Below are 12,594 nucleotides of genomic sequence, written 5' to 3'. Positions count from 1 at the left end.
TCGCCGGCCGCGGCTCAGATGTCGCGCAGCAGCTGCCGGAACTCGTCCACGTCCTCGAAGCTGCGGTAGACCGAGGCGAAGCGCACGTAGGCGACCTTGTCGAGCTTCTTGAGTTCGCGCATCACGAGTTCGCCGACCTTGGTCGACTCGATCTCGCGCAGGCCGCTGGCGAGCAGCTTCTGTTCGATGCGCAGCAGCGCGTTGTCGATCTGCTCGATGCTCACCGGCCGCTTGCGCAACGCCAGCATCATCGAGGCGCGGACCTTGGTCGAGTCGAAGTCGGCGCGGCTGCCGTCCTTCTTCACGACGACCGGGAAATTGACGTCGGGACGCTCGTAGGTGGTGAAGCGCTTGTCGCAGGCACCGCACTGGCGGCGCCTGCGCACGAAGTCGGCGTCTTCCGAAACGCGGGTCTCGACGACCTGCGTTTCGAGATGACCGCAAAAAGGGCATTTCATGCGGTCAGGGCTTCTTCTTCGGGTTCAGCGGTAGACCGGGAAACGGCTGGTCAGCGCATGGACCTTGGCGCGCACGGCCTCGATGTTCGCGGCATCGCGCGGGTTCTCGAGCACGTCGGCGATCAGGTTCGCGGTGATGCGGGCCTCTTCGTCCTTGAAGCCTCGCGTGGTCATGGCCGGCGTGCCGACACGCACGCCGCTGGTCACCATCGGCTTCTCTGGGTCGTTGGGGATCGCGTTCTTGTTGATGGTCATGTGGGCGCTGCCCAGCACGGCCTCGGCTTCCTTGCCGGTGATGCCCTTGGCGCGCAGGTCGACCAGCATCACGTGGCTTTCGGTGCGTCCGCTCACGATGCGCAGGCCGCGCTGCGTGAGCGTTTCGGCCACGATCTGGGCGTTCTTGACCACCTGCTGCTGGTAGGCCTTGAACTCGGGCGACAGCGCTTCCTTGAAGGCCACCGCCTTGGCGGCGATCACGTGCATCAGCGGGCCGCCTTGCAGGCCCGGGAAGATCGCGCTGTTGATCGCCTTCTCGTGCTGCGACTTCATCAGGATGATGCCGCCGCGCGGGCCGCGCAGGCTCTTGTGGGTGGTCGAGGTCACGATGTCGGCGTGCGGCACCGGGTTCGGGTAGACGCCCGCGGCCACCAGGCCGGCGTAGTGGGCGATGTCGACCATGAAGATCGCGCCCACGTCCTTGGCCACCTTGGCGAAGCGCTCGAAGTCGATGCGCAGCGAGTAGGCCGAGGCGCCCGCGATGATCAGCTTGGGCTGGTGCTCGTGCGCCTTGCGCTCCATCGCGTCGTAGTCGATGGCTTCGTTGGCATCCAGGCCGTAGCTCACCACGTTGAACCACTTGCCGCTCATGTTGAGGGGCATGCCGTGGGTCAGGTGGCCGCCTTCGGCCAGGCTCATGCCCATGATGGTGTCGCCGGGCTTCAGGAAGGCCAGCAGCACGGCCTCGTTGGCCGAGGCGCCGCAATGGGGCTGCACGTTGGCGGCTTCGGCGCCGAAGATCTGCTTCACGCGGTCGATGGCCAGCTGCTCGGCCACGTCGACGTGCTCGCAGCCGCCGTAGTAGCGCTTGCCCGGGTAGCCCTCGGCGTACTTGTTGGTGAGCTGCGAGCCCTGCGCGGCCATGACGGCCGGCGAGGCGTAGTTCTCGCTCGCGATCAGCTCGATGTGGTGTTCCTGGCGCGCGTTTTCGGCCTGGATGGCAGCCCAGATTTCGGGATCGGTCTGTTCGACCAGGATGTTGCGTTGGTACATGGCAGTCCTTTGAAGACGAGGTCCTTGTTCTTCAACCAAACAAGGGCTGCCCAGGCGAACGGCTGATCGCCCGCGCGTCTGGAGCGACGTCGCGGGCGGTACGCTTCCCAGTGGTAGTCCACGTCAGCGCGGGTGCCTCGTCGGCACCGCGCCTATCGCCAGTCGCGTACCGGGCCGAGTGTAGCGGATCGGGCTGGCCCGGCGGCGCGCGAAAGGAGATTCAGGAGACGGCGGACAGCAGCGCCACCTTGGGCGGCGTCGGGCCGTTGGCCGGCTCGGTCGTCTCGTCGGGCTTGGCCGGGGCTACCACCGGTATCGGCAGCGGCTGCGGGCGCAGCACCGGCGGCGTCGGCGCGAACGGCGAGGGCGCGCGGCCGCTGGCCACCTGCAGCAGGCGCTCGCGCTCGGCCATCACCTTGCCGGCGTAGCCGCCGTCGTCCTCGAGGTTGGCCGCGCCCACGTAGTAGCGCAGGCCGCCTTCGAGCGAACCGGCGCGGGCGATGCATTCCTGCAGCACCTTCACGCCGACCCGCATGTTGGTGACGGGGTCGAAGGCGGTCAGCGTGCCGCCGGCCGGCTCGTACTTGTCGCCGTGCACGCGGGTCATGACCTGCATCAGCCCCTGCGCGCCGACCTGGCTCTGCGCGAACGGGTTGAAGCTGGACTCGACCGCCATGATCGCGAGGATCAGCGTCGGGTCGAGCTTGGTGTGCTTGCCGATGTTGTAGGCCTCGGCCACGAGCACGCTCAGCGGCTCGGCCGCGACGCGGTACTTCTTGCTGAGCCAGTAGGCCACGGCGGCCTGCTGCTTGGGCAGGTCGCCGGGGCTCGCGGCCGTCGTGCGCTCGATCGCGGTCGGCTCGAGGTCGGTGGCTTCGGGCGCGGGTTTGCGCGACTGCAGCCAGCCCATGAGTTGTTCCTCGCCTTGATGGCGCAGGTCGGGCCGCGCCACGAGGGCGAGGGCCGCGAACACGATGGCCAGGCCCAGCAGGGCGAAACCGTTGTGCGTGATTTCAAAAAAGCCGTCTGCCACATCGGACACGAATGTCCTCAGCCCGCGGGCCGTGGCATCAAACGCCTTGTTCATCGCTCTTCCTTTCTGTGCGGCACCTGTCGCAGCGCCGGGAAGGGCGATGGGATGGAGGCAGCGGCGCTTGGATTGGTACCAATCAGGTTCCGCGCTCGGGGGATAAGGTGCGCGGCCGCCTGATCAAGCCGGGGGGAGTCGGCAGCGGATACAGGGTGGCTCCGTCGCGTCGGGCGTCCGGAGCAGGCGGGATTCTATCGTTGCTAAATACCCGGTCAAGCATAAGGAATTCCGTCTTAATTCTTAAAACTGTCGAACAAATGTTTCAAACCGACCCGCGAGACGGCGTCTTTCTTAAGGGAAATCCCTTGCAACATCGGGTTTGAAAAGCCGGGGAAGGCCGCCTAAGCTGAACGGGCCTGAGGTTTTCAGGTGCTTTCCGAAGCCAGCCGGTCACGGTGCGAGCCGGGGCCGAACGGCGGAGGAACCACGGCGGCAATCTCTTGCCGCCAGCACGACAGGAACCATCGACTTCCGGTCGAGCGAAACGATGGCAATGGGTCGTATGCCCGCCATCAAGCCCGGTGACATGACATTCGTCGCGTCGCCGGGCTTTCTTGTTTCTGGCTTGGCATCTGTTTGGGGCACACTCGCGCGAATGAATGCAGCCGCCTCGATACAAAGCTTAAGGAAGAACAAATGGGTGCGACGCGGAATCGTTGCACTGCTGGTGCTTCTGGGCCTCTGGGTCCTGGCCTGGCTGGCGGTGCCGCCGATCGCCAAGAGCCAGCTGCAGAAGATCGCGAGCGAGAAGCTGGGCCGCCAGGTCACGGTGGAGCGTATCGGCTTCAAGCCCTGGACCCTCGAGCTCACGCTCAACAACCTGCGCATCGCCACCGCGGACGGCAAGGGCACCCAGCTCGCCGTGCGGCGCATCTATGCCGATGCCGAGCTGCAGTCGATCTTTCGCCTCGCGCCCGTGATCGATGCGGTGAGCGTGGAGGCGCCGGCGATCCTGCTGACCCACCAGGCCGACGGCAAGTACGACATCGACGACATCCTCGCCAAGCTGGCCTCCGGCCCGCCGCCCGACCCCAAGGCCGAGCCCGCGCGCTTCGCCATCTACAACATCGCGATCACCGAGGGCGCGGTCGACTTCGACGACCAGACCGTCAAGCGCCGCCATGAGCTGCGCGACTTCGTGCTCAAGGTGCCGTTCCTCAGCAACCTGGCCTCGCAGCGCGAGGTCAACACCGAGCCCAAGCTGGCCTTCGCGCTCAACGGCAGCAAGTTCGACTCGGCCGCGCAGTCGACCCCCTTCGCCGCCAGCCGCAAGACCGATGCCCACGTGCAGTTCAAGGGGCTCGATCTCGTGCCCTACCTGGGCTACATCCCGGGCGGCATGCCGGTGCAACTGCAGGCCGGCAGCCTCGACGCCGACCTGAAGATCGACTTCCAGCAGGCCGCCACGGTGGGCCTCAAGGTCACCGGCACGGTCGAGGCGCACGGCGCCAAGCTGGCCGACGCGCGCGGGCGCGACCTGCTGGCCTTCGACTCGCTCAAGCTTGCGCTGGCGGACGTGCGGCCGCTCGAGTCGGTGTTCCACCTCAGCGAGGTCGCGCTGGCGAGCCCGCAACTGGTGGTGGCGCGCGATGCCTCGGGCCAGCTCAACCTGATGGCGCGCGATCCGGCCACCGGCCAGACCGAGAAGGTGGTCGCGGCCAAGCCGCCGGCACCGCCCGCTTCATCTGCCAGTGCCGCCAGCGGTGCCGCGGGCGTGGCGGCGCCCAAGCCCGTGCTCAAGGTCCAGGTCGACAAGGTCGCCCTCAGCGGCGGGCGCATCGGCTGGCGCGACGAGACCGTGCAGCCCGGCGCTTCCATCGACGTCACCGATCTGGGCCTCGACGTCACCGCCATCACCTGGCCGATGGAGAAGCCGGCCCAGTTCAGCGGCAGCACCGCGGTCGGCGGCGCCACGCTCAAGTTCAAGGGCAGCGGTACCGACAAGGCGGCCGACGTGCAGACCGAGGTCGAGGCGCTGCCGCTGTCGCTGGCCGCGCCGTACCTGGCCCACAGCCTCGAGCCCACGCTCGACGGCAAGCTCAGCGGCCAGATCGACATCGCCTGGGCCCCGCCGGACCTGCGTTTCAAGGCCAGGCGGGTGGCGGCCGACAACCTCGCGCTGACCCAGGCCAAGACCGCGCTCGCGAGCGTCGGCCGCTTCGAGCTGCTCGATACCGAGGTAGACATGGCGAAGCACACGCTGGCCGTGGGCACCTTCACCGCCACCAATCCCAAGCTCAGCATCGAGCGCGACAGCGAGAAGCGCTGGATGTTCGAGCGTTGGCTCAAGACGCCGGCCGGCGCGGGCGGCAAGCCCGAAGCCGAAGCCAAGGTGGCGGCACCCAAGCCGGCCGGCAGCGGCCCCGAATCGGCGCCGCCGGGCACCAACACCAGGCCCTGGGCACTCACGGTCGGCACGCTCGCGGTCGACAACGGCAGCCTCTCTTACGCCGACAAGGCCGGGGCCACGCCGGTCGCGGTCGAGATCACGGCCTTCAAGCTCAATGCCCAGAAGCTCGCCCCCGAAACCGCCACCAAGTCGCCGCTGCAGGTGTCGGGCCGCATCGGCTCGGGCCGCCGCGCCGATCCAGGCCGCTTCGACTACAAGGGCCATATCGTGCTCAAGCCGCTGGCCGCCGAAGGCCGGCTCGAGGTGGCTTCGTTCCCGGCCCATGCGTTCAAGGCCTATTACGCCGACGCGCTCAACGTCGACATCCGCCGGGCCTTCGTCAGCTACCGCGGCAGCGTGAACTACGCGAGCGCCCCGGCCGGCATGAGCGTGAAGCTCGCGGGCGACACGGCGCTCGACGACTTCCGCGCCAACAGCGTGTCGCTGACCCAGTCGCCGGGTTTCGACCGCAACGACAACCAGTTGCTGAGCTGGAAGACGTTGAGCCTGCGCGGCCTGCAGGTGGGCCTGGAGCCCAACGCGGCGCCCACGGTCGACGTGCGCGAGACCACGCTGACCGACTTCTTCGCCCGGGTCATCATCGATCCCAGCGGCCAGCTCAACCTGCTGAGCCTCACGAAGAAGGGCGAGGCCGAGTCCAAGGCCGCCGCCGCCACGACGGCCGAGACCCGTTCGCGCCGCAGCCTGGGCGGCACGACCACCACCACGCGCGGATCCGAGCGGCCCGCGGGCGGCGGCGCACCGGTGCCGGCCGAGCTGATGGTCGGCGGGCCTTCGACGCCGGTGGCACCGGCTTCCGCGCCCGCCGCGGTGGCCCAGGCCGCGCCCGCCGCACCGAGCGGCCCGGCGCCCGTCATCAACTTCGGCCCGATGAGCCTGGTCAACGGCAAGATCGACTTCACCGACCTGTTCGTCAAGCCCAACTACTCGGCCGACCTCAGCGAGCTGACCGGCAAGCTCAGTTCCTTCTCGTCGAATCCGCCGAACGGGCAGGGCGGCCGGCCGGCACTCGCCGAGCTCGAGCTGCGCGGCAAGGCGCAGCAGACCGCGGCGCTCGAGATCACCGGCAAGCTCAATCCGCTGGCCAAGCCGCTCGAGCTCGACATCACCGCGAAGATGCGCGACCTCGACCTCGCGCCGCTGTCGCCGTACTCGGTGCGCTACGCCGGCCACGGCATCGAGCGCGGCAAGATGAGCATGGACGTCAACTACAAGATCGCGCCCGACGGCCAGCTCACCGCCACCAACAAGCTGGTGCTCAACCAGCTGCAGTTCGGCGAGGAGGTCGCCGGCGCGCCCAACAGCCTGCCGGTCAAGCTCGCGGTGGCGCTGCTGGCCGACCGCAACGGCGTGATCGACGTGGACCTGCCGCTGCGCGGCTCGCTCAACGATCCGCAGTTCAGCATCGGGCCGTTGATCTTCAAGGCGGTGGTCAACCTGATCGTGAAGGCCGTCACCGCGCCGTTCAGCCTGCTGACCGGCGGCCTGGGCGGCGGCGGCAGCGGCGAGTCGAGCACCATCACTTTCGAGGCCGGCAGCTCGGTGCTGAGCGCCTCGGCCAAGGAGAGCCTCGACAAGGTCGTGAAGGCGCTGGTCGACCGGCCGACGCTCGAGATGACCGTGATCGGCACCTCCAGCCTCGAGAAGGAGCGCGATGCCTACCAGCGCCAGCGCGTGCGCCAGATGGCCCTGGCCGAAAAGCGCCGCGCCGCGGTGCGCGGCGGCCAGGCCGGCACCGACGTGCCGCCGGTCACCGACGCCGAGTACCCCGCGCTGCTGACCGCCGTCTACAAGCGCGCCGACATCACCAAGCCGCGCAACATGGTCGGCCTGGCCAAGGACCTGCCGCTCAAGGAGATGGAGAACCTGCTGCTCGCGAGCGTGCCGGTCGACGAGGAGTCGATGCGCCAGCTGGCGGTGGAGCGCGGGGCCGCCGTGCGCGACTATCTGCTCTCGCAGAAGCTGACGAGCGAGCGCCTGTTCCTCGGCGCGGTGCGCACCACGGCCAGCGGCGACGACTGGAAGCCGGGCGCCGAGCTCAAGCTCGCGATGCGCTGAGCGCCGGCGGGGCCCCGGGGCCCTTGGTTTTCTGCGGTGCATTGCTATATATGCAGGCACCGTTTTCCCCTGCGGCGCCCCCGGCCCCGGCGTCGTTTCGCCGCATCGCCGGGTCGCGCCGCAAGGTGGATTTCGACGGCGCGCGGCAAGTGGGTCAAAATGGCGGTCTGCGCCGGCCTCTGCCGGCGCCTTCGCTTTCTCTCTTCAGACAACGATCTCGCGCACGTGACCTCTAATTCTTCCAAGCCACACGACCTTCAGGCCCTCGATTCGCTGACCGGCGGCGCCTTCACCGCGCCGACTTCGGGCGAACGTGCCTCGCGCATCCGCGACTGGCTCGCGAGCAATCCGGCACCCGAGCAGATGCAGGAAGTCTTCAAGGAATTGAGCGGCCGCGACAAGGGCGCCGCCCGCCTGCTGCGCGAGAAACTCGACGAGCTCAAGCGCGCCAAGGGGCAGGAGGCCATCGCCGCCGAATGGGCGCAGAAGGCCGAGGGCCTGCTGGGCCAGTCCAAGCTCAACATCGCCGACGCGCTCGCCTGGCAGCGCGATGCCGCCAAGGCTGGCGCGCCGCTGTCGCGCGAGCCGCTGGCCGGCCTCAAGGCACGGCTGGCCGAGCGCATCAAGGGCATCGAGGACCTGCAGCACCGCGCCCAGGTCCACCGCGAGGCCGCCGTGCTGCTGGCGCAGCGCTTCGAGGTGCTGTCGACCAAGGGCTGGAAGGATGCGCAGGTCGCCGAGGAATCGCTGCGCACCGACGTGACGCACTGGCAGCAGCAGGCCGCCGACATCGCCGCCGACGCCAACTGGACCAGCCTCGACGCCAAGTTCGCGCCGCAGCTCGAAGCCTCGAAGGCACAGCTGCTCGTGGTGTCGGACGCCTTCCACAGCGCGCTGGCGCAGGCCATCGCCGCCGCGGCCGATGCCGCCGCGCCGCTGCCGCCGGTGCCCGTCTGGGCCGACGAACTGCGCGCCGCGCGCGGCGAGGCCGTCGCGCCCAAGGCCGCCGCACCCGCGCGTCCGCCGGCACCCAAGGTCGACCCCGCGGTGCGTGCCGCCGCGCAGGAGGCCGTGCAGGCCGCGCTGGCCAAGCTCGAGCAGGAAACCGCCGAAGGCCATGGCAAGGCCAGCGCCGGCGCCGCCGCCGCGCTGCGCGCGGTGCTGAAGGAACACGGCAAGCTGGTCGAGGCCCCGCTCGAGGCGCGCGTGCATGCCGCGCTGGTGGCGGCCGGCGAGCTCGAAGGCTGGCAGCGCTGGAGCGCCGACAAGGTGCGCGAGGACCTCGTCGCCAAGGCCGAGGGCCTGCTCAAGCGCCCCGAAGGCCAGGCCCTGGGCGGCCGCAAGATGCAGGAAACCCTGCGCACCCTGCGCGACCAGTGGAAGCAGGCCGACCAGGGCGGCGTGCCGAACCATGCGCTGTGGAAGCGCTTCGACGAAGCCTGCAACGAGGCCCACAAGGTGGTCGAGGCCTGGCTCGAGAAGGTGCGCGCCGACGCGGCCGAGCATCGCGCGCTGCGCGTGGCCCTGATCGAGGAGGTCAAGGCCTGGGCCGCCGAACACGCGGGCGCCACCGACCTGAAGGCGCACAACCGCGCGCTGCACCAGTTCGCCGACCGCTGGCGCGACGCCGGCCACGTGGGCGAGAAGGTGTTCGCCGAGCTGCAGCCGCAGTGGAACGAGGCCTTCGGCGCCGCGCGCGCGCCGTTCGAGACCGCCCAGAAGGCCAGCATCGAACGCCGCCAGGCCATGATCGCCGAAGCCACGGAACTGGGTGCCCAGCCCGTGCTGCGCATCGACGCCGTCAAGGCGCTGCAGCAGCGCTGGCAGGCCGAGGCGCAGGGCGTGCCGCTCGACCGCCGCCAGGAACAAAAGCTCTGGGATGCCTTCCGCGCGCCCATCGACGAAGCCTTCAACCGCAAGTCGGCCGAGCGCGAGAAGGCGTCCGCCGCGATGAGCGAACGCGATCGCCACGTGCTCAACGCCTCGAAGGCGCTGGACGCGGCCAATGCCAGCGGCGACGCGCAGAAGATCCGCGCCGCCATCGCCCAGCTCGAAGCCGCGCTGCGCGGCGAGGTGCCGCCTCCGGCACCGGCGCCGCAACGGGCCGCATCGGGCGACGGCCCGGCGGTCGGCGCGACCGAGGTGGCTGGACCGGACCAGGCGGCCGCCGAATTCGGCGAGAGCGCCGAGCAGGCGCCGTCGCCCCGCGATGCCGAGGCTTCGCCCGCGGCCGTGCCGGCCCATGAATCCGCCGCCGCGCCCGACCTGGTGGCTCCGGCCGACGGTGCCGACGCCTCGGCGCGTGCCGACAGCGCGGCGCACGATGCCGGCGAAGCCGCCGCGGCCGAACCCCCGGCGCCGGCCGCGCCGCCCAAGCCCGCGCCCCGTCCGGTGGTGGCCGTGCGCGGCGACGACCGTCCGGGCAACCGCAAGTCCGAACCCGCGGCACCCGCGGCCCGCGGCGGTGGCCGCTTCGGCGACCGGCGCGGACCCGGCGGTCCCGGCGGCCCTGGCCGTCCGGGCGGCGACCGTGGCGGTCCGCGCCCCGATGGCCGTGGCGATCGCGGCGACCGTGGCGCACCGGGCGGCCGCTTCGGCGACTACCCGCCGCGCGAGGACCGCGGTCCTCGCCTGGGCGACACCGCCTTCCGTGCCCAGCGCGAGGCGCTCGAGCGTGCCGACATGGCACTGCGCAAGCTGGCGGCCCAGGCCCACGGCGAAGCGCTGACCCAGGTGCTCGGCGCCTGGGAGCAGCGCGATGCCGCGCGCCTGCCGAGCGTGCAGGAACTCGGCCGCGCGGTCACGCCCGCGGTGCGCAGCAGCTGGTCGCAGGCAATCGGCGCTTCGCCGGCCGCGCGTGCCGACGAGGCCGCCGAAGCGCTGCTGCGCCTCGAGATGGCCGCCGAAGTGCCCACGCCCGCCGAGCAGCTCGAAGCACGCCGTGCGTTGCAGCTCAAGCTGCTGACCAAGCGCGGCGATCCGGCGCCGGCCCAGACCTGGGGCCAGGATGCCGGCAAGGTGCTGGCCGCTGCGCACGACGTGACCAGCGCGCGGCGCCTGCAGAACGCGCTGAAGGCGCTGCTGCGCAAGTAAGCGGCCGACGCGCCGCCGCGGGCCCGGGCGCCCGTGGCGAGCCCGGCATTCCTCGGGCCGCTTCGTGCGGCCTTTCCTTTTTCCGACTTCCGACGATCGCCGCATGGCCTCCACTCCTGACGCATCTCCCGTACTGATCGCCGGTGGCGGCATCGGCGGTCTTTCGCTCGCGCTGACCCTGCACCAGATCGGCGTGCCCTGCCGCGTGCTCGAAGCGGTGCCCGCGCTGCAGCCGCTGGGCGTGGGCATCAACCTGCAGCCCAACGCGGTGCGCGAACTGCACGAGCTCGGCATCGGCAACGACCTGCTCGACCGCATCGGCATCCAGGCGCGCGAATGGGCGCTGGTCGGGCGCAACGGCAACGAGGTCTATGCCGAGCCGCGCGGACTGCGCGCGGGCTACCGTTGGCCGCAGTACTCGCTGCATCGCGGCGAGCTGCAGATGCTGCTGTATCGCACGGCGCTCGAGCGGCTCGGGCCGGATGCGATCCAGCTCGGCCAGCGGGTCACGGGCTATCGCAACGGCGAGCAGGGCGTGACCGCGCTGGTCGAGTCGCGCGACGGCCAGCGCAGCGAGGTCGAGGGCCGCCTGCTGGTGGCGGCCGACGGCCTGCATTCGGCGGTGCGCGCGCAGATGCATCCGCAGCAGCCGCCGATCCAGTGGGGCGGCGCCATCATGTGGCGCGGCACCACGCCGGGCGTGCCGGTGCGCAGCGGCGCGTCCTTCGTCGGCGTCGGCTCGCTGCGGCATCGCGTGGTGCTCTATCCGATCTCGCCGCCCGATCCCGCCACGGGCCTGGCCACCATCAACTGGATCGCCGAGATCACGGTCGACAACGCCGAGGGCTGGACGCAGGGCGACTGGAACCGGCGCGTCGAACTGAGCGACTTCGCCCACCACTTCGAGGGCTGGGACTTCGGCTGGCTCGACGTGCCCTCGATGCTGCGCGGTGCGAAGGAGGTCTTCGAGTACCCGATGATCGACCGCGACCCGGTGCCGACCTGGGTCGACGGCCATGTCGCGCTGCTCGGCGACGCAGCGCACGTGATGTACCCGGTGGGTTCCAACGGCGCGAGCCAGGCCATCGTCGATGCGCGCGTGCTCGGCGCCTCCATGCTCTCGCACGGCGTGACGCCGGCCGCGCTGCGCGCCTACGACGAGCGCCTGTGCGCCGACATCTCGGCGCTGGTGCTGCGCAACCGCGGTGCCGGTCCGTTCGGCCTGCTGGGCCTGGTCGACGAGCGCTGCGGCGGCGTGTTCGACGACATCGAGCAGGTCATTCCGGCGGCCGAGCGCGAAGCCTACATGGCGCGCTACAAGGCCGCGGCCGGCTTCGCGATCGAGACCCTCAACGCGGCGCCGTCGACGATCGCGCCGGGCGCGAGGATCGCCGCCTAGCCTCGGCTCGGCGGCGGGCCGAAGAAGCGGTCGAACAGTTCGAGCACGCCCGGAAAGTCGCGCCCGAAGTTCGCGCGGTTCACGAAGTAGGCCTCGCAGGCCACCGCGAAGAATTCGCCGATCGAGGTCGCGCCATAGTCGTCGAGCCAGGGCGGCTCGGCGCCGAAGCGCTCGGCCATGATGGTCTGCTCGCGGAAGGCCTCGTAGGCGGGCTGCAGCACGCCGAGCCAGGCCGCGCGCGCCTCGCGCGCATTGCGGCTGCCCGCGAAGCCCGGCGGCAGCGGCGGGCAGCCGTCGGCATCGCCGCCGCGCATGTCGATCTTGTGGGCGAACTCGTGGATCACCACGTTGTAGCCGCCCTCGCTGGTGGCGCCGCTGGCGAGCACGTCCTGCCAGCTCAGCATCACCGGACCGTGGTCCATGGCCTCGCCGGCCACGACTTCCTCGTATTCGTGGACCACCGAGGCCTCGTCGACCACCTTGCGTTGGGCGACCACCTCGGAGGGATGCACCACGATGCCGACGAAATCGTCGTACCAGACCAGGCCGCCGCGCAGGTGCAGCACCGGCAGCACGGCCTGCGCCGCGATCGCGAGCGCGACCTCGTCGGTGATGACGAAGCCCTGGGCACCATGGAACTGCTTGTCGCGCAGGAACTGCGCCGTGAGCACGCGCAGCCGCTCGACGTCGGCGGCCGGGCGCTCGGCCAGGAAGGCATAGCGCGCGAGCGTGGCCTGCCAGGCGGCTTCGGGAATCGGGGGCAGGGCGCGCGGATGGCGCAGGCGGCGCAGCCAGTCGAGCATCGCGTGGGGTGTGT

Annotated in this window: 7 protein-coding genes and 1 riboswitch; of the genes, 3 read left to right on the top strand and 4 right to left on the bottom strand. The window is 70.5% G+C overall.

Translation table 11 applies throughout. The features are described 5' to 3' along the window. Positions 1 to 14: 14 nt before the first annotated feature. The 3 genes from nrdR to AC1HIL_RS22865 all read right to left on the bottom strand — a co-directional run bounded on the left by nrdR (position 15) and on the right by AC1HIL_RS22865 (position 2,814). The gene (gene nrdR / locus AC1HIL_RS22875; RefSeq protein ID WP_057594475.1) at positions 15 to 458 is read right to left on the bottom strand and encodes a transcriptional regulator NrdR; all 444 of its coding nucleotides are present in this window, start codon (positions 456 to 458) and stop codon (positions 15 to 17) included. A gap of 24 nt (positions 459 to 482) precedes the next feature. Further along, positions 483 to 1,727: a serine hydroxymethyltransferase gene (gene glyA, locus AC1HIL_RS22870; RefSeq protein ID WP_057594474.1), complete on the bottom strand. Its 1,245-nt coding sequence runs from the start codon at positions 1,725 to 1,727 to the stop codon at positions 483 to 485. Between the two features lie 41 nt (positions 1,728 to 1,768). Then, positions 1,769 to 1,903: riboswitch (ZMP/ZTP riboswitch) on the bottom strand. Between the two features lie 44 nt (positions 1,904 to 1,947). After that, complete coding sequence (locus AC1HIL_RS22865) at positions 1,948 to 2,814, bottom strand: lytic transglycosylase domain-containing protein (RefSeq protein ID WP_057594473.1); 867 nt, start codon at positions 2,812 to 2,814, stop codon at positions 1,948 to 1,950. Positions 2,815 to 3,412: 598 nt separating this feature from the next. On the opposite strand from AC1HIL_RS22865, the gene AC1HIL_RS22860 reads away from it, so the two are divergent. The 3 genes from AC1HIL_RS22860 (at position 3,413) to AC1HIL_RS22850 (ending at position 11,777) form a co-directional block, all read left to right on the top strand. After that, positions 3,413 to 7,285 carry a DUF748 domain-containing protein gene (locus AC1HIL_RS22860; protein ID WP_479670063.1) on the top strand — a complete coding sequence of 1,291 codons (3,873 nt, stop codon included), beginning with the start codon at positions 3,413 to 3,415 and terminating at the stop codon, positions 7,283 to 7,285. A gap of 225 nt (positions 7,286 to 7,510) precedes the next feature. Further along, on the top strand, positions 7,511 to 10,378 hold the full coding sequence (locus AC1HIL_RS22855) for a DUF349 domain-containing protein (protein WP_479670062.1): 2,868 nt from the start codon (positions 7,511 to 7,513) through the stop codon (positions 10,376 to 10,378). 103 nt (positions 10,379 to 10,481) lie between these two features. Continuing rightward, positions 10,482 to 11,777 (top strand): flavin-dependent oxidoreductase, encoded by a 1,296-nt coding sequence (locus tag AC1HIL_RS22850; RefSeq protein WP_479670061.1) that lies wholly within the window; start codon positions 10,482 to 10,484, stop codon positions 11,775 to 11,777. Here the strand turns inward: AC1HIL_RS22850 and AC1HIL_RS22845 are convergent. Next, complete coding sequence (locus AC1HIL_RS22845; protein WP_261212804.1) at positions 11,774 to 12,580, bottom strand: M90 family metallopeptidase; 807 nt, start codon at positions 12,578 to 12,580, stop codon at positions 11,774 to 11,776. The two genes, AC1HIL_RS22850 and AC1HIL_RS22845, sit on opposite strands and share 4 nt — an antisense overlap. Positions 12,581 to 12,594: the final 14 nt, after the last annotated feature.

The sequence above is a fragment of the Variovorax sp. ISS6 genome, from assembly GCF_056523145.1.
Note: the sequence above shows the minus strand (reverse complement) of the source record. Positions and strands in the feature narration are given on the sequence as shown.

Bases quoted from the DNA above. Each gene is read 5' to 3' on its own strand.
- nrdR (WP_057594475.1), bottom strand. From the start codon at position 458: ATGAAATGCCCTTTTTGCGGTCATCTCGAAACGCAGGTCGTCGAGACC.
- glyA (WP_057594474.1), bottom strand. From the start codon at position 1,727: ATGTACCAACGCAACATCCTGGTCGAACAGACCGATCCCGAAATCTGG.
- AC1HIL_RS22865 (WP_057594473.1), bottom strand. From the start codon at position 2,814: ATGAACAAGGCGTTTGATGCCACGGCCCGCGGGCTGAGGACATTCGTG.
- AC1HIL_RS22860 (WP_479670063.1), top strand. From the start codon at position 3,413: ATGAATGCAGCCGCCTCGATACAAAGCTTAAGGAAGAACAAATGGGTG.
- AC1HIL_RS22850 (WP_479670061.1), top strand. From the start codon at position 10,482: ATGGCCTCCACTCCTGACGCATCTCCCGTACTGATCGCCGGTGGCGGC.
- AC1HIL_RS22845 (WP_261212804.1), bottom strand. From the start codon at position 12,580: ATGCTCGACTGGCTGCGCCGCCTGCGCCATCCGCGCGCCCTGCCCCCG.